At 73.3% G+C, this 17898-nt stretch carries 13 protein-coding genes; 5 read left to right on the top strand and 8 right to left on the bottom strand.

Annotated features, from left to right (window positions below; genetic code table 11):
- Positions 1 to 8 precede the first annotated feature (8 nt).
- Positions 9 to 2255: an exo-beta-d-1,3/1,6-glucosidase gene (locus tag HP550_RS18075; RefSeq protein ID WP_210768261.1), complete on the bottom strand. Its 2247-nt coding sequence runs from the start codon at positions 2253 to 2255 to the stop codon at positions 9 to 11.
- A gap of 65 nt (positions 2256 to 2320) precedes the next feature.
- Here HP550_RS18075 and HP550_RS18070 point away from each other — a divergent pair, with 65 nt between their 5' ends.
- Positions 2321 to 2914 (top strand): sugar O-acetyltransferase, encoded by a 594-nt coding sequence (locus tag HP550_RS18070; RefSeq protein WP_175349066.1) that lies wholly within the window; start codon positions 2321 to 2323, stop codon positions 2912 to 2914.
- Between the two features lie 107 nt (positions 2915 to 3021).
- The gene (locus HP550_RS18065) at positions 3022 to 4494 is read left to right on the top strand and encodes a DUF222 domain-containing protein (RefSeq protein ID WP_175349065.1); all 1473 of its coding nucleotides are present in this window, start codon (positions 3022 to 3024) and stop codon (positions 4492 to 4494) included.
- A gap of 18 nt (positions 4495 to 4512) precedes the next feature.
- On the opposite strand, the gene HP550_RS18060 is transcribed toward HP550_RS18065, so the two are convergent.
- On the bottom strand, positions 4513 to 5049 hold the full coding sequence (locus HP550_RS18060) for a dihydrofolate reductase family protein (RefSeq protein WP_175349064.1): 537 nt from the start codon (positions 5047 to 5049) through the stop codon (positions 4513 to 4515).
- Positions 5050 to 5237: 188 nt separating this feature from the next.
- Between HP550_RS18060 and HP550_RS18055 the strand changes: the two genes are divergently transcribed.
- Entirely contained in the window at positions 5238 to 5981 is a 744-nt protein-coding gene (locus HP550_RS18055) for a metallophosphoesterase family protein (RefSeq protein ID WP_175349063.1), read from the top strand.
- Here HP550_RS18055 and HP550_RS18050 read toward each other — a convergent pair.
- From HP550_RS18050 to HP550_RS18035, 4 genes are read right to left on the bottom strand one after another with little or no spacing between them, the layout of a single operon-like run.
- Positions 5965 to 6267: a hypothetical protein gene (locus tag HP550_RS18050; protein WP_175349062.1), complete on the bottom strand. Its 303-nt coding sequence runs from the start codon at positions 6265 to 6267 to the stop codon at positions 5965 to 5967. The two genes, HP550_RS18055 and HP550_RS18050, sit on opposite strands and share 17 nt — an antisense overlap.
- Before the next feature lie 60 nt (positions 6268 to 6327).
- Positions 6328 to 6954, bottom strand: coding sequence for an SAM-dependent methyltransferase (locus HP550_RS18045; RefSeq protein ID WP_210768260.1), 627 nt, complete (start codon positions 6952 to 6954; stop codon positions 6328 to 6330).
- Positions 6947 to 11992 carry an AAA domain-containing protein gene (locus tag HP550_RS18040; RefSeq protein ID WP_175349060.1) on the bottom strand — a complete coding sequence of 1682 codons (5046 nt, stop codon included), beginning with the start codon at positions 11990 to 11992 and terminating at the stop codon, positions 6947 to 6949. The genes HP550_RS18045 and HP550_RS18040 overlap by 8 nt, the downstream gene beginning before the upstream one ends.
- A complete protein-coding gene (locus HP550_RS18035; protein WP_175349059.1) occupies positions 11992 to 13128 on the bottom strand; it encodes a M48 family metalloprotease in 1137 nt (378 codons plus the stop codon). Before HP550_RS18035 ends, HP550_RS18040 begins: the two co-directional genes overlap by 1 nt.
- 150 nt (positions 13129 to 13278) lie before the next feature.
- On the opposite strand from HP550_RS18035, the gene HP550_RS18030 reads away from it, so the two are divergent.
- Entirely contained in the window at positions 13279 to 15033 is a 1755-nt protein-coding gene (locus tag HP550_RS18030) for an alpha/beta hydrolase (protein WP_175349058.1), read from the top strand.
- Here the strand turns inward: HP550_RS18030 and HP550_RS18025 are convergent.
- The gene (locus HP550_RS18025; RefSeq protein ID WP_343048250.1) at positions 14936 to 15685 is read right to left on the bottom strand and encodes a DUF2306 domain-containing protein; all 750 of its coding nucleotides are present in this window, start codon (positions 15683 to 15685) and stop codon (positions 14936 to 14938) included. The two genes, HP550_RS18030 and HP550_RS18025, sit on opposite strands and share 98 nt — an antisense overlap.
- Before the next feature lie 172 nt (positions 15686 to 15857).
- On the opposite strand from HP550_RS18025, the gene HP550_RS18020 reads away from it, so the two are divergent.
- The gene (locus tag HP550_RS18020) at positions 15858 to 16145 is read left to right on the top strand and encodes a TFIIB-type zinc ribbon-containing protein (protein WP_175349056.1); all 288 of its coding nucleotides are present in this window, start codon (positions 15858 to 15860) and stop codon (positions 16143 to 16145) included.
- A gap of 1 nt (position 16146) precedes the next feature.
- On the opposite strand, the gene HP550_RS18015 is transcribed toward HP550_RS18020, so the two are convergent.
- Positions 16147 to 17877, bottom strand: a complete 1731-nt coding sequence (locus tag HP550_RS18015; protein WP_175349055.1) for a lipase family protein — start codon at positions 17875 to 17877, stop codon at positions 16147 to 16149.
- Between the last annotated feature and the right edge of the window lie 21 nt (positions 17878 to 17898).

Here is a 17898-nt window from a genome sequence, read left to right as displayed (position 1 = left end):
CGAAGTCTTCACGCAGACGTCCCCGTGACCAGGAACCCCGCCCGCAGCAGCGCCTCGTCGCGCGACGACGGGCCGACCAGCAGCTCGAACTGGCCGGGCTCGACGATCCGCCGCCCGCCCGCGTCGACCAACGTGCAGTCCGCGACCGGGAGCTCGAGGTCGACGACCACCCGCTCGCCCGGCGCGACGTCCACCTGCCGATACGTCTTGAGCTCCTTGATCGCCCAGGTCACCGACGTGACCGTGTCCCGCACGTAGACCTGCACGGTCTCGCGCGACGGACGGTCCCCTGTGTTGTGCAGCGTGACCTGCGCGCGGACGGTGTCGCCGATGCCCAGGACGGGCTCGAGGACGCGCAGGTCCGCGTAGTCGACGGTGGTGTACGACAACCCCTCGCCGAACGCGAACGGCACGCGCTGCGTGAGGTCCGCGTACCGGGTGCCGTGCTGGCCGGGCAGCTGGTTGTAGAACACGGGGAGCTGGCCCACGTGCTCGGCGAACGAGATCGGCAGGCGGCCGGACGGCTCGATCCGCCCCAGCACCAGCTCCGCGATCGCCTGCCCGCCGAGCATGCCGGGGTTCGCGGCCCAGATGATCGCCGCGGCGTTCGTCGCGCTGGGCGGGAGGACGAGCGGCTTGCTCGCGATGACGACGACGACCAGCGGCTTCCCGGTCGCCGCGAGGGCGTCGAGCAGGGCGACCTGTCCGCCGACCAGCTCGAGCGTGGCCGTGGACCGACCCTCGCCGACGAGCTCGATGCGGTCACCGACGACGGCGACGACGACATCGGCGGCCGCGGCTGCCTCCACGGCCTGCGCGATGAGCGACTCGTCCGGCGTCGCCGGGAACACGACCTGCGGGCGCGGCTGGCCGTCGGGGAAGTACTCGCCCTCGGGGTCGACGCCCAGCGTGAGGATCTCGGCGCCGCGCGCGTGCGTGACTGTCCAGCCTTCCGGGACGTGGCGGCGGAAGCCGTCGAGGACGGTCTGCGTCATCTCGCGCGGGTGGCCGTCGGGCATCCAGTCGGCCTGGCCCGAGGCGCCCGCCCAGTCGCCGAGCTGGGTGTGCTGGTCGTCGGCGTTGGGGCCGACGACGGCGATGGTCCTCGTGCTCGCGGCGAGCGGGAGCGTGCCGTCGTTGGTGAGCAGGACGAGGGACCGGCGGGCCACCTCGAGGTTGAGCTCGGCGTGCTCCGCGGACCCGATCACCTCGGTCTGGCGCTCCACGCTCGGGTGGCGGGGGTCCTCGAACAGGCCCAGCTCGAACTTCAGCGTGAGGATCCGGCCGACGGCGGCGTCGAGGGCGGCCTCGTCGAGAAGGCCGTCGCGGACCGCCTCCTGCGCCCCCTCGAAGAAGCCGGGCGTCGTCATCACCATGTCGTTGCCGGCCCGCACGGCGGCGGCCGACGCGTGCGCGTAGTCGGGCTGGATGTGCTGCTCCCAGACCATCCGGCCGACGTTGTCCCAGTCGGTGATCAGCGTGCCCTCGTAGCCCCACTCGCCGCGGAGCACGTCGTTGAGGAGCCAGTCGTTGATGGTGATCGGCACGCCGTCCATCGACTGGTAGCCGAGCATGAACGTCCGGCAGCCCTCGCGGGCCACGCGCTCGAACGGGGGCAGGAACCACGAGCGGAGCTTGCGGCGGCTGATGTCCGCCTCGGTGGCGTCGCGGCCGCCCTGGGTCTCGGAGTACCCGGCGAAGTGCTTGGCGGTCGCCAGGATCGCGGTCGGGTCGGACAGCCCGTCGCCCTGGTAGCCGCGGACCATGGCCGACGACAGCTCGCCGATGAGGAACGGGTCCTCGCCGAACGACTCGCTCACGCGGCCCCAGCGCAGGTCCCGGGCGATGCAGAGCACCGGGGAGAACGTCCAGTGGATGCCGGTCGCGGCCACCTCGACCGCGGTCGCCCGGGCGGCCCGCTCCAGCAGGTCGGCGTCCCAGCTGGCGGCCATGCCGAGCTGCGTCGGGAAGATCGTCGCGCCCTCCCAGAAGGAGTGCCCGTGGATGCAGTCGTCCGCGATCAGCAGCGGGATCCGCAGCCGGGTCTGCGCGGTGAGCTCGTGCGCCTGACGGACCCGCTCGGGGGACGTGTGCAGGATCGACCCGACGTGCAGGTTGAGCACCAGGTCCTCGACGCCGCCCTGGGCGTTGAGCTGCATCATCTGCCCGACCTTCTCCTCGAGCGTCATCCGCCCGACGAGGTCGGCGACGCGCTCCGCGACGGTGAGGCTGGCGTCCTGGTACGGCGCGTTCATGAGGATGTCCCGTGGTCGGATCGATTCGACGATGATGTCTGCGGGACACCCTAGAGGAGCGTGAGATGACCGACGAGTACGACGCCGTCCGAGCTGCGATGGAGACCGGCGGGCTGTACGTGGACTACGGACCCGGGCTGGAGGCGCTCGAGGCGGAGCGCGTCGCCGGCAAGGAGCTGGTCTACGACTTCAACCGCTCCCGACCGGGCGATGCCGCCCTGCGGACCACTCTGTTGCAGGAGCTGCTCGGGTCGGTCGGTGAGGGTGTGTGGATCGAGCCGCCGTTCCACGTGTCCTATGGGTCGCACGTGCACATCGGGTCCCACTTCTACGCGAACTTCAACCTCGCCATCGTCGACGACGCCTCCGTGGTGATCGGGGACCGCGTGATGATCGCGCCGAACGTCACCCTCTCGACCGCCGGCCACCCGACCGTGCCCGAGGAGCGCGTCGGTGGGCTGCAGTTCTCCCTGCCCGTGCGGATCGGGGACGACGTGTGGATCGGGTCGAACGTGGTCGTCCTGCCTGGCGTGACCATCGGCGCGGGCAGCGTGATCGGTGCCGGCAGCGTGGTCACGCACGACATCCCGCCGCGCGTGGTGGCCGTCGGCGTGCCGTGCAGGGTGCTGCGTTCGGTCGACGAGCCGACCGGCCGATAGGACCTCCGCCAACGATGTGCGCGGGCTAGAGGCGTATGTCAGTGGCGGATCGTACACTTGTTCGATAGCCCGAGCGGGCTGCGAGTAGGTGACGGGCGGTGGTCACGGTGACGGCAGTGCTCGAGTGGCGCGCGGTCGATGACCCACTGGTCACACCCGCCTCGCCCTCGATGGTCTGGGCCGACTCCGGGCGTGGTGCTCGTCCCGGGGTGTCGCCGACCGTCCCCGCGGGTGCGCGTGTGGTGGACCTGGGTGCCGTAGAGGAGTTCCCTCTGCCCGGTGTGGATGTCGCTGCGCTCGTCGCGATGCTGGGTTCCGTGCCGGTCGCGGAGGTGTCGGGGGCGGCGTTGGTCAACGGGGTGGCGGCCTGGCAGCAGGTCCTGACCATGGTCCAGGCCGCGCAGGCGGTCTGGGTCCGTGAGCTGGAAGCCCGCACACCGGACGCGCTGCGTCACGTCCCGGACGAGCTCGCGTGCGTCCTGGTGTCCACCAAACGCCACGCAGAGACCGTGTTCCTGCGCGCCTGGGGCACCGGACAGCACCCGGCCCTGAACGACGCCTGGACGGCCGGGGCGATCGACACCCGCAAGGTCGACGTGATCCTGGACGAGATCCACCGGTCTGGCACGGCCCTGTCCGCCCATGAGGTCGACGCGGCGGTGAGCGACGCGGTCGACCGGGCCGCGGAGCTGACCGGACCCCAGCTGACCCGGCACCTGCGCGCCACCCTGATCGCCGCCGACCCCGCCGTCGCCGAACAACGCCGGCTGGTCGAGCGACAGCGGCGCGGGGTGTTCCTGGAGCTGGCCCCCGACGCGATGGCCCGCCTGATCGCCTACCTGCCCGCCGCCGACGCCACCGCCGCATTCACCGCGATCGACGCCCTCGCCGGGCACGCCGCCATCGACGGCGACACCCGCAGCATCGACCAACGCCGCGCCGACGCGTTCAGTGACGTGTTCACCTCGATCCTGGACCGGCAGACCACCCCGGACGGGACACCGCTGCCCACCCGGCACGGGCAACGGGTCGCCCTGCAGGTCACCGTGGCCGCCAGCACCCTGGCCGGCCTGGACGACCGGCCCGCGATGCTCGGCTCCTACGGGCCGATCCCCGCCCAGGTCGCCCGCGAGCTCGCCCAGGACGCCACCTGGCGCCGCCTCCTGACCGACCCCACCACCGGCCAGGCCCGCAACGTCGGCACCCATTCCTACCGGCCCGGCGCCGACCTGACCCGCACCGTGCAAGCCCGCGACGTGACCTGCACCTTCCCCGGCTGCCGCCAACCCGCCACCCGCTGCGAGATCGACCACCGCACCCCCTATGACCACACCCGCACCACAAGCGGCGACCAGACCTGCGAAGCGAACCTGCACTCACTGTGCACACACCACCACCAAGCGAAGACCAAGGGCTGGTGGCAGGTCACCCACAACCACCACACCGGGATCTCCACCTGGACCGACCGCCACGGACTGACCTACGCCCGCCACCCCATCCCCATCCACACCACCCCCGACGCACTCATCCACCGTCGACGATCAGCGCCACGAGCTGACTCCGGTGACCCGCCCTTCTGAGGTGCGCGCGCCTTCTGGCTACCCGGTGACGCGGTAGTCGAGCAGCAGGTGGCCGGTCGGGGAGGCCTCGGCTCGGATCGTGTCGAGCTGGATCGACGGCAGCCCGTCGAGCAGCCGGCGTCCGCCGCCGGCGACGGTCGGCGCGACCACGAGTCTGAGCTCGTCGACGACGCCGGCCGCGAGCAGCGACTGCGCGACGGAGATGCTGGCGTGCACGCCGATGTCGCCGCCCGGACGGCTCGTCAGATCGTGCACGAACTCGACCAGGTCGCCGTCGACCGCTGTCGCGTGCGCCCACCCCGGGTCCAGCGGTGTCGAGGTAGCGATGTACTTGGTGACCCCGTTGATGAAGTCCGCGAACGGCTGCATCGTGCTGGTCGGCCAGTACCCGGCCCACTCCTCGTAGCTGCGCCGACCGAGGAGGACCGTGTCCTGCGTCGCGATCACCGCGGCGAGGTTGGCGTCCAGCTCGTCGTCCCAGGTGGTGAAGAATCCCGAGGGATCCTCGGCCACGCCGTCGAGTGACACCAGCTCGTACAGGACGACCTTTCGCACGACAGGCACCTCCGGTGGAGCTCGACGCCCCGGAGCAGACGGTTCGGGGATCCCCCTCGCCCTGATCCAGGATCCTAGCCAGCGCGAGCGAGCATCGGTCGGCGCGGGCCGGTCGGCGCGGGCCGGTCGGCGCGGGCCGGTCGGCGCGGGCCGGTCGTCGCGGTCGGGGGTCCCCGCTACCTTGGCGCATGCGTATCGCGGTCCTGTCCGACGTGCACGGGAACCTGACCGCATTCGACGCGGTGCTGGCCGACATCGACGCCCGCGGGATCGCGACGATCCTCAACCTCGGCGACGTGGCCGGGAAGGGACCGCGCGGCTCGGCGGCGATCGCCCGCACGCGCGATCGCTGCGCTGTCACGATCCGCGGCAACTGGGACGACTTCCTGCCGGTGTCGGCGGACCACGAGGACCCGGCGATCCGCTGGTGGCACGACGAGCTCAGCGGCGACGACCGCGCCTGGCTCGCGGCGCTCCCGCTCAGCCACCACCTCGCGCTCGCCGGCCGAAGGATCCGGCTGGTCCACGCGTCGGCGACCAGCGTCTACACCCGCGTGCACTTCCACCACACCGAGGACGAGTTCGCGGAGATGTTCGCCACCACTGAGCTCACGGGCGCGGGTCCGGAGCCGACGGTCGTGCTCTACGGCGACGTCCACGACGCCTACGTCGAGACCGACCACGGCCGGACGCTGGTGAACGTGGGCAGCGTCGGCAACCCGCTCGACGAGACGACCGCGTCGTACGTGATCCTCGAGGCCCTCGGTGACACGTTCAGCATCCAGATCGTCCGCGTCCCGTACGACATCGAGGCGGAGCTCGCGGTGGCTGACGCACTCGGGATGCCGACGCTCGAGGAGTGGTCGATCGAGCTGCGCACCGCGATCTACCGCGGCCGGCACACGGCGCTGGGGCTCACCACGCCCCGGTGATCGTCACCAGTGCGAGCCCGGAGATCAGCCCGGCCCCCATGATCGCGCCGGTCATCCCCGCCGCCTGCCGACCGAGCTGCCGCCAGGCCACGACGACGGGGACGCCCCAGACGAGCACCGCGACCGCGAGCAGCACCCGCGAGATGACCACGCCCGTCGGACTCGGCTGCGACGCCATGAACGGGTGTCCGAGGAGCGCGCTCTCGAACCAGAGGAAGGCCGACAGCGGAACCATCGCGATCCCGACGGTGACGACCTGCACGATCGACCAACCGCGGCGGCTCATGCGGGAAGAGTAGGGATCCCGCGGGCTAGGAGCGTCGGCTCTCACTCGCGCGGCCGAACGTCAGGCCGCCCGGCGCACCGCGATCACATTGTCGGAGACCTCGGCGGTCTGACCGTCCGGGCCGGTCGCCGTGCGCCGGGGGGCGTCGAGCCTCTCGATGGTCCACGCGTCGTCGAGGTCGAACGAGGCCAGCGACTCGGCGGGCGTCGGGAAGACCCAGTGCTGGTCCCAGAACCAGGGGGCCGACGACGCATGCTCGATCACCACGAACAGTCCGCCCGGCGCGACCAGCTGGGCCGCGCGGTGCAGCACCGCCGCGCGCGGGAACTCCTCCGGTCCGTGGAGGTAGGTGGCGGTCACCAGGTCGAACGGGCCGGTCGGCATCGACTCACGCAGGTCGTGCTGCTCGACCGTCACCTGAGAGGACAGCCCGGAGTCCGCGGCCTCCTGCGCCACGCGACCGAGCGCGATCGCGGCGGCGTCGACCGCGGTGACGTGCCAGCCGAGCGACGCCAACCAGAGGGCGTCGCCGCCGTGGCCGCAGCCGAGGTCGACCGCTCGGCCCGGGGTCGGAGCCAGCGCGCCGAGCACGTCGACCAGCGCCGCGTTCGGGCGCGTCCCCCACGACGGGTCGACCGTCGCGTAGTGCTCGTCCCAGTAGTGCTCGCCGTGCGTGTGCTCAGTCATGCTCGCCATCGTCGGCGGCGACCGCAGAGGTCGGCAAGCGACGTTGCTGGTCCGGCAACCCCACCGCCGTCACCAGCCGCCGCACGACGCCGTCCGGGTCCGCCTCCCACTCGGTCGCGAGCACCTGCACCACGCGCCAGCCGCCGGAGCGCAGGGCGGTCGGCTGCGTGACGCGGCGCTCGTCGAGGGAGTGCGCGGCGAGCCGGGCGGACTGGTCGACCAGCACACCGACGGTGTGGGCGGGGGCGCCAGCCGGGCGCAGGGCCAGATCGCACCGGAACGCCGACTGCCCGACGCCGGCGACGACCTCCACCCCGGCCGCGCGGACGGCGTCGGCGATCTGCTCGACGATCGGCGGGACGACCGCGACCGGCGACCGTCCGGACCGTTCGCGCAGGCCCGCCAGCACCCCGGCGGCCGCGGCGGCGTCCCCGTTGGAGACCGCGTCGGCGTAGTGCAGGAAGCCGCGCAGGGTGTTGGCGCCGTCGTTGTAGACGTTGGTGATCGCGGTGTGGTCGATGCTGCTGACCAGGACCATGTGCCGGCGGGCACGGCTGAAGATGACGTTGAGGCGCTTCTCGCCGCCCGCGTTGTTGATCGGTCCGAAGTTCATGCGCATGCGACCGTCCGGCCCGGCGGCGTAGCAGACGCTCATGAGGATGACGTCGCGCTCGTCGCCCTGCACGTTCTCGAGGTTCTTCACGAACAGACCGACCACCTGGCCGTCCTCCTCGCGGGTCAGCTCGGCGTCGTACAGGCGGGCGAACTCGGCGTCCTCGCGGCCCAGCCGCTCCAGCGCCCGCTCGACCTCCGACTGCTGCGCCTCCGAGAACGCGACGATCCCGAGCGTCTGGCCGGTGCCCCGCACCAGGAGCTCGCGCACCAGGTGCGCGATCCAGACGGCCTCCTGCGGGTTGGTCCGCTGCGTGTAGACGCCGTCGAGCACCCGCATCGCGCTGATGCTCCGCTCGAGCAGGCCGTCGACGGCGGCAGCGACGTCCGCCGGGGCTGGCAGGGGACCGACCGTCACCTCCAGGGGGCGCGCGCGGACGTGGGTGAGGGTGCGGTCCGGGATCGTCGTCAGGCGGCCCTCGTAGAACGCCGAGTTGCTGAACTGGATCAGCGCCTCGTACTGGCTGCGGTAGTGCCAGGTGAGCATGGTCGACGGCAGCCGCACGGACCCGACCGCGAGGAAGCTGTCGGAGTCGAGCACCACACCGGCGGTCTCCTCGTCGCCGTCCGTCACCGCAGCACCCACCTGGAAGTACCGCGACGGCGGCAGCTGCATCCGGTCGCCGACGACGATCACCTGCGCACCGCGGAACAGCGCCGGCACGGCCTCCTCGACGGGGATCTGGCTGGCCTCGTCGAAGATCACGACGTCGAACGTGGTCTCCAGCGGCAGGGTGTCCGACAGCGACGACGGGCTCATCAGCCACACCGGTCGCATCGCCGCGACCACCGCCCCCGGATCGGCGGAGGCGAGGTACCGGATCGACTTGTACGCGCGGACCTTGCCGAACTCGTGCTCCAGCTCGCGCCGGCCAGCCATCCAGACGGCCTTGAGCGCGCGGTCCTCCAGGTGCATGCCGCTCACGCTGCGCTGCGAGTGCGCGACCGCCTCGACGAACTGCGCACGCAGGCGAGCGGTGACGACGTCGGCGTTGGCGCGCTGGAGCTCCGGGGCGCGCTCGGCCACCCGGTCCAGCAGGTCGGCCAGCCGGTCGCCGTCGAGCCGGCTGAGCGCGGGCTCCTGCGCGCGGGCCTCCCGCATCGACGCGGCGACGACGGCGTGCTCCAGCTGGTCCGGGGACGCGTCGAGCTGCCGGAGCGCGCGGAGCACGGTGGGCGCCGCCGCGAGATCCCGCAGGGTGCCGGCCGCCGCGCGCACGAGCGCCTGCCCGTCGGCGCCCGTGAGCCCGCGCAGCTCGTCCCGCAGGGCGCTCATCGGCAGGTCGTCGGCTCCGGCGACGAGCCCGGTCAGGTGCGTCCGGACCGTCTCGACCAGCTCCGGCAGCCGGTCGAGGACGTCGTCCGGCTCGGTGTCCGCCAACCGTGTGCGCCAGACCGCGAGCGGACCCGTGTACGTCCGGATGGCCACCAGACGGTCCGAGAGGACCGCGAGGTCGCCGTGCCCCCAGTCGCGGGCGAGCTCCTGCGAGAGTGCGTCGGCGCGGGCGGCGGTGTCGTAGCGCGCGACGAGGAGCTCCAGCGCCTGCGTGGCGGTCGGCCGGAGCTGCCGGTCGCCCGCGTCGAACCCCGCGTCCACCAGCTTGCGCACCCGGCGCCAGCCGCCGTCGAGAAACTTCCACACCGACGTCTCGCGGCGCCGGGCGATCTCCAGGGCGGCCGCCGCGTCCGGGGCCGAGAGCGGCTCGCGCCAGCCGGAGGCACCGCGGTCGGCTGCGTCCGCCACCGCCTCGGTCTCCCGCCAGGCGACCGTCGCCTCCTGGAGCCGGCGGGCGGCCGGCGTGCGCGGGGTGACCGCCGAGCCGAGGTCGCGCTGGACCAGCGGCGCGAGCACCGCGTGCATCTGCCCGACCGCGTCGGCGTCGTCCACGGTGAGGTCGTCCCCGTCGCCCAGGACGGCCAGCACCGCATCGACGGCCGCGGCCGCGTCCTGCGCCCGCTGGGCGACGACCGCGTCGGCGCGCGGCTGGTCGAGGACCGCGGGGTCGATCAGGCGGGCCGGGGTCCGTGCGAGCACCGGGGCGGCGCCGGCGCGAGCCAGCGCGGCGACGAGGGCGTCGACCAGCGGGCGGGCCGGCACCCAGTCGGCCGGCTCGGGCAGGAGCGCCTGCTCGCCGGGCGTGAGGTCGTCGCCCCAGCGGAACCCCCGCAGTGCGATGAGCCGCTCCAGCACGTCCTGCACCCCGCCGAGCGCCTGCTCGTACGCGCCGACCTCGGCCAGGGCGCCGGTCGTCGCGTCGATCAGCGCGGCCCGACGGGCCTCGACGGCCTCCAGCGGCTCGTCGTCGGCCAGCCAGCGCTCGTAGGTGTCGCGCAGGCCGTGCACGAACTCCTTCTTGTCCTCCTGGCTGTCGTGCACCAGGGTGCAGATCTCGCCGAGCCCCTGCGCCCGCAGCCGCGCGTGCACCACGTCGAGGGCCGCGCGCTTCTGGCAGACGAACAGCACGCGCTTGCCGTGCGCCACGAAGTCGGCGACCAGGTTGGTGATCGTCTGCGACTTGCCGGTACCGGGCGGTCCCTGGATGACGAAGTTGTCGCCGGAGCGGGCCAGCGCCACGGCGCCCAGCTGCGACGCGTCCGCGGGGACGACGAGGTAGCGGTCGGCCACGGGGATGGTCGCGCCGTGGTCGGCGACGTCCCGCGGAGCCGTCGAGAACAGCTCGTCGAAGGCCTCGTTCGGCATCGGCTCGGCCAGCAACGAGTCGTAGTCGCGGACCAGGCTGAGCGTACGGTAGTTGAAGTTGGCCAGCGTGACCATGGTCAGGTCGACGTCCCACGTGTACGGGTTGTCGTCGCCCTGCGTCTGCATCGAGAACGTCTCGACCATGTGCTGCGGCGCGGGCGCGTCGCCGAGCTCGACCGACAGCGGGATCGGCCGCCGCTGGATGCGGTCCTGGAAGATCTGCACGCCCAGCGGGTTCCAGCCCGGTCGCGTGTAGGAGTACGCGTACTGCCGACGCCCGAAGAGCGGGCGGGTGCTGGGTCGGCGCCGCCGGTACGCCTGCAGCGCCACCTGGGCCCGGTGCCGGACCAGCTCGATCCGCGGCTTGTCGACGAGGCCGACGACGACCGCCGGCTGCGTCGCGCGTGCCTGCTTCTCGATGCTCGCCCGCAGCTGTTCGACCGCTCCGGCGTCGGCGAGGTCGATGGTCTCCGGCAGCCGCAGCCCGAACAGCTCGTCCAGCTGGTGCCGGAGCACGGGGTTGACCTCGGCCTGCGTGCCGGTCAGCTGCAACCGGTAGGCGTCGCGCACCCCGCGCTGCTTGGTCAGGGTCACGGGCGCGAGCACCAGCGGCGAGTCGATCGGCGTGCCGGGGTCGTTCTTCACGTCGTGCCAGCGCAGGAACGCGACGACCAGGCGCAGCTGGTCCCGCCCGTACTCGGCACGGTCGCGGCGGGCCGACGAGATGAGCTCATCGAGCGCCGCCGCGGCATAGGGGGCGTCGTCCCAGCGGACCAGCGAGCCGACGTCGACGGCCTTCCCGTCCACCAGCCGCGCGGACGCCGGACCGCCCCACGTGAACAGCTGCGACGCGCGGATGTGCCGCACGTCGAGCACCAGCGGCACGGACGCCTCGGTGAGGTTGATGGTCCGGCCGGTGGGCCGGAAGTGCAGCATCGGGTTGCGGCGGGACGCGTCGAACAGCCGGTCGCGCAGGTGCTCCAGCACGGCCGCGCGGCGGTCGGTCCGCTCGCCGAGCACCCGGTCGAGGTCGAAGTCCTCGGGCTGGTCGCGGTAGGTCTCCAGCCGCGTGATGACGTCGGCGAGGTCCTGGGCGCGGCGCCGGCGGTCGGGCGCGATCATCGAGCTGGCGACCGTGGCCAGCACCGGGTGCAGCGCGGGGGCGAGGGCGAACAGGTTGTTGCGGCGCTCCTGGAGCAGGGCCGCGTCGGCCTCGTCGGCCAGGTCGAGCCCGCACACCAGGGCGACGAACAGCTCGCCCAGGCTGGCGATGTCGGTGAGCTCGTCGTGGTGGCCGGCCAGGTGCTCCCAGCGCTGCCAGCCGGCGACGATCCGGACGGTGCCCTCCTCGGCGGAGGTGCGCGTCTCGCCGGAGGCACCGGAGAGGTCCCGCTCGACGGTCCCCCGGTGCTCCACCTCCACCGCCGCCGACACCTCCGCGGCCGCGATCGCCGCCCGGTTCCGCTGCGGTGGCCCGGCCTGCGTGACGTCGACGGTCACCGGCTCGTCGTCGGTCTGCGCGAGGGCGCCGAGCCCGCGGAGCGGGGCGACCCGGCCGGTCTCGTGCAGCGACTGCACCGTGTGGAACATCGGGAGCAGCAGGCCGAGGACGTCGTCGGGGGGCAACCCGCCGCGGGCCACGGTACGGCCGATCAGCGCGCGCATCAGCCCGCCGCCGCCGTCACCTTGGCCAACGCCCGCTCGCCGAGGTCGAGCTCGTCGGTGAAGAGTCGCAGCACCTCGTCGCCGAGGCCCACCCGTCGGCCGACCGCGAGCACGGCGCCGAGGTCGTCGACACCCCCGTCGTCGTCGGCCGTCGCGAAGTCGACCAGCACGGCCGCAAGGTACGTGCGGGTCTCCGCGGCCAGGTTCGACGGCGTGTCGGTGAGCACCGGCGGTCCGCCGACGACGACCCCGAACCGCTGCGCCAGGTCGAGCGCCTCCTCGCTGCGCACCACATCGTCGGCCACGAGCATCCACACCAGCGACCGCGTGATCTCCGCCAGCCGGTCCTGCCCGAGCACGTCGAGCGACCCGAGGTCGAGCTGGGGGCCGAGGGCGGCCGCGACGGCCGCGTCCGCACCGGGTCCGCGCTCGGCCCACTCCTGGAGCGCCCAGGCGCGGAGCACGGTCTCCGGGTGGGTGCTGCCGGCGCTCGGGACGCTGTAGTCCACCTCGGCCGCCTGGCGCAGGTAGGCGGCGGAGTCGACCTTGGTCAGTCCCGTGACGATCTTGACCAGGCCGCTCACCGCCGTCGTCAGCGACCCGCAGGCCAGCATCCCGCCCCGGTCCGCGTACAGCTCGGTGGCCAGCCGGTAGCGCCGGGCGGTCTCCAGGTACTCCGAGGGCGTCCGGGCGTCGGACTCGGCGGCGTCCAGCAGGCGGGCAGCCGCGAGGAACCGGCCGTCGTCGGCGGTCCAGAGCAGGTGGTGCGCCAGCTCGTGGCCTGCGACGGCACAGAGCTCGTCGGCGTCGAGGAGGTTGAGGGTGCCGCCCGTCAGGACGAGGACCGCGCGGTCCGGCACGTACACCAGCTCGGCGTTGCTGCCCTGACCGCCCTCGTCGACGAAGATCTCGATCGGCACGGTGACGCCCAGCGCGTCCGCGGCCCGCTGGACCACGGCGTGCACCTCCGGGTGGCCCACCGGGTCCACGCGGTACGTCTGGCGGAGCAGCAGCTGGTCGAGCTCGTCCGTTCCCGAGGACGCCACAGGGCGCAGCGAGGCGAAGGACACCGGGTTCTCGCGCTCCAGGAGCGCGGCGACGTCGCGGTGGTACGGCAGCGGTCCCCAGTCGGTCACGGCCACCTCCCTCGTCGTCGCGGCCCCGGCGACGATAACGCGATCAAGGGCTTGTCGTGCCGCCCTGCGGTCCGACAGGGTGTGACGCGTCCAGGGCCGGACCGGACGCAGGGGGCGAGCGGCCGGCGGACACACGTGCAGGGGGTATGCATGACTGCCGTACGACTCCATGTCCGCAGGTGGGGCACGCTGCTCGCAGCGCTCAGCCTCGTCGTCACCCTCGGAGCGACCGGCGCGAGCGCCGCACCACCGTCCGACCGCACCAGCCGGACCGAGGCGGCCCGGGTGGACCGGGTGCCCGCCCCGGACCCGCAGTGGTTCGACTGCTCGACGGCCTTCGGGCCACGGACCCAGTGCGGCACCGTGCAGCTGCCGCTCGACTACGACCAGCCCCGCAAGGCGACCACCGAGGTCGCGCTGCTCAAGGTCCCGGCGACCGACCCGTCGCGCAAGCTCGGGACGCTGTTCCTCAACCCTGGCGGACCGGGCGGCTCCGGGGTGCAGATCGCCGCCGCGGCGCCGTTCTTCTTGTCGCCGGCGCTGCTGGAACGGTTCGACGTCGTCGGCTTCGACCCGCGCGGCACCAACTACAGCAGCAACGTGCAGTGCTTCCGGAACCTGGGCGAGCAGGCGAACGCGCTGGGCCCGCTGCTGACCACACCGTTCCCCGTCGGGGATGCGGAGACCGGCGCGTACATCGCCTCGTCGAAGGCGTTCGGCATCGCCTGCTCGACCACCGGCACGCCGCTGTCGGGCTCGATGTCGACCGCCGAGGTGGCCCGGGACATGGACGTCCTGCGCCGGACCGTCGGCGACCAGCGCCTCAGCTACCTGGGCTTCTCCTACGGCAGCTACCTGGGCAACGTGTACGCCAACCTGTTCCCCGACCGGGTGCGGGCCGTGGTCATCGACGGCGTGCTCGACCCCGTGGCCTGGGCCGGCACGCCGGCGACGGCCGGGATCCCGCAGACGCAGCGGCTGAAGTCCGGGGAGGCCGCCTCGAAGGCGCTCCACGAGGTCCTCGCCCGGTGCACCGCCGCAGGCCCGGAGTTCTGCGCGCTGGCGGCGCTGGGCGACCCGGAGACCGTCTACGCCGACATCATCGCGTCGCTGAAGGCCGAGCCGCTCACGATCGTCGACGAGACGGGCGAGCCGGTCTTCGTGCTCACCCACGCGACCCTCATCAGCTTCCTGCTCGGGGACCTGTACGCGCCGGAGGGCTACAGCTACGTCGACCAGGACCTGACGCTCGTCGCCACCCTGCTCGCTGCCGGCGGCACCACCGCGACGAGCGCCCCGCTGGTGGAGAAGTACGAGGCGCTGCACGCGACCGCGCAGCGCAGCGACGCCTTCGGTCTGGGCTTCCCGTACGACAACTCGCCTGAGGCGTTCCAGAGCGTCCTGTGCACCGACGGGCTCAACCCCGCGCGCGCCGAGAGGTGGGTGCCGGCAGCCGCCCGCGCCGACGCCGTCGCCCCGGGGTTCGGTCCGCTGTGGACGTGGGCCTCGTCCCCGTGCGCGTCGTCGACGTGGACGGTTCGCGACGAGGACGCGTACGCCGGTCCGTTCACGCGCCGTACCGCGGCGCCCGTGCTCGTCGTCGGCAACTACTGGGACCCGGCCACCAGCTACGACGGTGCTGTGGCGGCCTCGTCCCTGCTGCCGAACAGCCGCCTGCTGTCCAGCGACAGCTGGGGCCACACGGCCTACGGCACGTCGGCGTGCGTGACCGACGCGGTGGACACCTACCTGCTCCGGGCCCGGACACCCGCGCCGGGCACGGTGTGCACCGGTGACGTGCAGCCGTTCACGGTGCCGCTCGGTAGTGCGGAACGCCGTGCGGCGCCGGAGCGTGCGCTGCCGCCGGTCGTCCCGCCGCTGCCGGGCGCGCTGCCGCGGAGCTGACCGCGGTCGTCCTGACCGGGCGGGCGACTGCCCGGTCAGGACGCCGACGCCGGCGGATGATCCACTCCGCCACGGCGAGGTTGAGCACCCACGCCGCGCCCATGATCAGGGCGCGGCTCGTCTCGCCGACCGTCCCGGCGAGCGTCCACGGGATGAACAGCACGGCCTGCGTGCCGGCGCCCTGGCCGATCGCGTAGCCGCGGGTCATCCAGGCGCTGTGCGTGACGACGTCCCGGCGCCGGATGGCCAGGACGCCGAGCACGAGGAACGCGACCATCGCGGAGCCGAACACCACCCGGAACACCTCGAGCAGCGGACCGTCCCCGGCGGGCAGCTCCGCGAACACCGCCATCCACAGGCCCGCGAGCGCCGCGAGGATCCCGGCGGGGGCCACCATGCGACCGGCCAGCCGGTGCCACCGCGGACGCCTGCGGCGCAGCCCGGGGTGGAACTGGAACGCGCCGAGCAGGCAGAACACGCTCGCCGCCACGATGTGCACGACCACCGGCAGCGGCATCGTGACGAACCGCGCGTTGTCCGGCGTGACCTCCGGGCCGCCGGCCAGCTCCGCCAGCCGGATCGCGCCGGCCAGCATCGGGACCAGGCTCAACAGGATCAGGCCGGCCGGGATGCGCCACGCGTGTCTGGGCACGAGGCCCCCTTCGTCAGGATCGGATCGTCGTGGTCCGAGCCTGGTCACCCACGGCGCGCCGGTCATCGGCCGTTGGGCCGCGGCGTCGTCGTCCCTTCGGCCGAGGCACAGGAAACCCTCCGGCCGTCCCGGTCGTTCCACCCTGGACAGCCCCCATCCGGACGGAGACCCCATGACCCCGCTCGTCTGCCCCAAGTGCGGATCCGACATGCGCGCGTACGAGCGCAACGGCGTGACCATCGACCAGTGCACCGGCTGCCGGGGGATCTTCCTGGACCGCGGCGAGCTCGAGAAGCTCACGGACGCCGAGGCCGCGTTCTACGGCTCGCGCCAGGCGGCGCCGGCACCCAGCAGGTACCCCGAGGACGACCGCCGGGACGACCGGTATCGGGGCGACCGCGACGACTACTACAAGAAGAAGAAGAAGCCGGGCGGATTCCTGGGCGAGCTGTTCGACTGACTCACGGGCACGTGTCGGTGGCCGGCTCGCCCGCGAAGCGGTCCGACGTCCACGCGACGAGCTCGGGCACCAGCGGAGAGTCTGCCTCGACCAGCGGCACGTGCCCGCGGCCGGCGTACGTGCGGTAGTCGACCGCGTAGCCGGCCGCGCACCGGTCGTCGACGTAGTCCGCCTGGGCGGCGGACGTCACGAGGGCGTCGTCGATCCCCTGCGCCACCAGCAGCGGCGCCGCGATGCGTCCGGACGGCACGTTCTGGACCAGGCGGTCGAGGAACACGCCGCTGCTGGGGTCGCCCGACCAGATCGGCCGGTCCAGGGCCACCGACGTGAGCACGGAGACGAGCACCCCGGGCTCGGCGAGGCACCGCTGGGCCATCTCGCGCGTGATGATCCGCGCGCCCGGCCGGACCAGGTCGTCGAAGCTCACGTCGGGGTACTCGGCCGTGTAGCCCTCCACCACGTAGGACGCGAACAGCTCCCCTGCGGTCACGTTCTCCACGACGTCCACCAGCGCCGGCAGGTTGCTCGCGGGTGCCAGGGCGGCGACCCCGTCGATCCGCAGCTCCGGCGCGTACGACGGCGCGAGCATCCCCGTCCACAGCGCCGCGTGGCCGCCCTGCGAGTGACCCCACACGACGGTCTCGTCGGCCAGGTCGGCGTCGGAGAGCTGGTGCGCCGCCCGGACCGCGTCGAGCACCGAGCGCCCCTCACCCTGCCCGATCAGGTACGGGTGCGGCCCCTCGGTGCCCAGACCCGTGTAGTCGGGAGCGACGAGGGCCCAGCCCTCCGCCAGGACGTCGTCCTGCACGAACATCGCGCCGGCGCTCAGCCCGTCGGTCAGCACGGAGGGCGCGCACCCGCTCGCCACACCGGTGGTCCCGTGCGCCCACGCGATCACGGGGCTGGGGCCTGACGACTCCGGCGCGACGACCAGCCCGCTGGCGACCGCGGGACGCCCCTCGTCGCGGGAGGTCGTGTAGAGGATCCGCCACGCCCTGGCGCCCGCGGGGATCTCGTCGCTGGTGAACGGCTCGCTCCGGAGCAGCTGCCCGGGGGCGGACGGGACGTCGTCGGGTGGGTCGTAGAACGCGTCCGGCCGGGGCACGCCGCGCTGCACGACCACGCCGGCCAGCACCAGGACGAGCGCCACCAGCGCCCCGAGCACCGAGCCGGTGAGCCGCCACCAGCCACCGCGCGGGGCCCGCCGGCGCGGCCACAGCCGCCCGAGGTCGGCGTCCTGCCCGCGGACACCGGCCACGATCTCGCGGACCCCGACGATCACCAGCCGCACCGCGAACACGACGGCGACCACCAGCACGGTCACGTCCGGCCAGGCGAGCGCGAGCAGGCCGAGCACGATCGCCGTGGTGCCCCCGACCACCGCGTTGGCGCGGGCCGTCCCGTGCACGCCCCGGGAACGGGCCAGGTCGAGCACGCCGTCGACGATCATCGCCGCGGCGACCACCAGGGCCAGCACGCGGATAGTCACGCCCGGCCACACCACCACCGCGAGCGCGGCACCCAGCGAGACCGAGCCGCGCACCACCGACCACCGGTCGCCGTCCGCCAGCTCGTCGATCCCGAGGACCACCAGCCCGACCACGACGACCACCACCAGCACGGCCAGCGACGAGAACGGCCGGACCACGAGCACGGCGCCGAGCAGCACGGCCACGATCCCGAGGGTCAGTCGCAGCCGACGGGAGACCGAGTGGTCGTCGCGGCGCGGCACGAGCCGAAACTAGCGCCCCGG

Origin of the sequence: Cellulomonas humilata (assembly GCF_013359775.1) — a bacterium.
Classification (GTDB): Bacteria; Actinomycetota; Actinomycetes; order Actinomycetales; family Cellulomonadaceae; genus Cellulomonas; species Cellulomonas humilata.
Note: the sequence above shows the minus strand (reverse complement) of the source record. Positions and strands in the feature narration are given on the sequence as shown.

Coding starts and splice junctions, on each gene's coding strand:
- HP550_RS18020 (WP_175349056.1), top strand. CDS start 15,858: ATGACCCCGCTCGTCTGCCCCAAGTGCGGATCCGACATGCGCGCGTAC.
- HP550_RS18070 (WP_175349066.1), top strand. CDS start 2,321: ATGACCGACGAGTACGACGCCGTCCGAGCTGCGATGGAGACCGGCGGG.
- HP550_RS18055 (WP_175349063.1), top strand. CDS start 5,238: ATGCGTATCGCGGTCCTGTCCGACGTGCACGGGAACCTGACCGCATTC.
- HP550_RS18040 (WP_175349060.1), bottom strand. CDS start 11,992: ATGCGCGCGCTGATCGGCCGTACCGTGGCCCGCGGCGGGTTGCCCCCC.
- HP550_RS18050 (WP_175349062.1), bottom strand. CDS start 6,267: ATGAGCCGCCGCGGTTGGTCGATCGTGCAGGTCGTCACCGTCGGGATC.
- HP550_RS18075 (WP_210768261.1), bottom strand. CDS start 2,255: ATGAACGCGCCGTACCAGGACGCCAGCCTCACCGTCGCGGAGCGCGTC.
- HP550_RS18045 (WP_210768260.1), bottom strand. CDS start 6,954: ATGACTGAGCACACGCACGGCGAGCACTACTGGGACGAGCACTACGCG.
- HP550_RS18030 (WP_175349058.1), top strand. CDS start 13,279: ATGACTGCCGTACGACTCCATGTCCGCAGGTGGGGCACGCTGCTCGCA.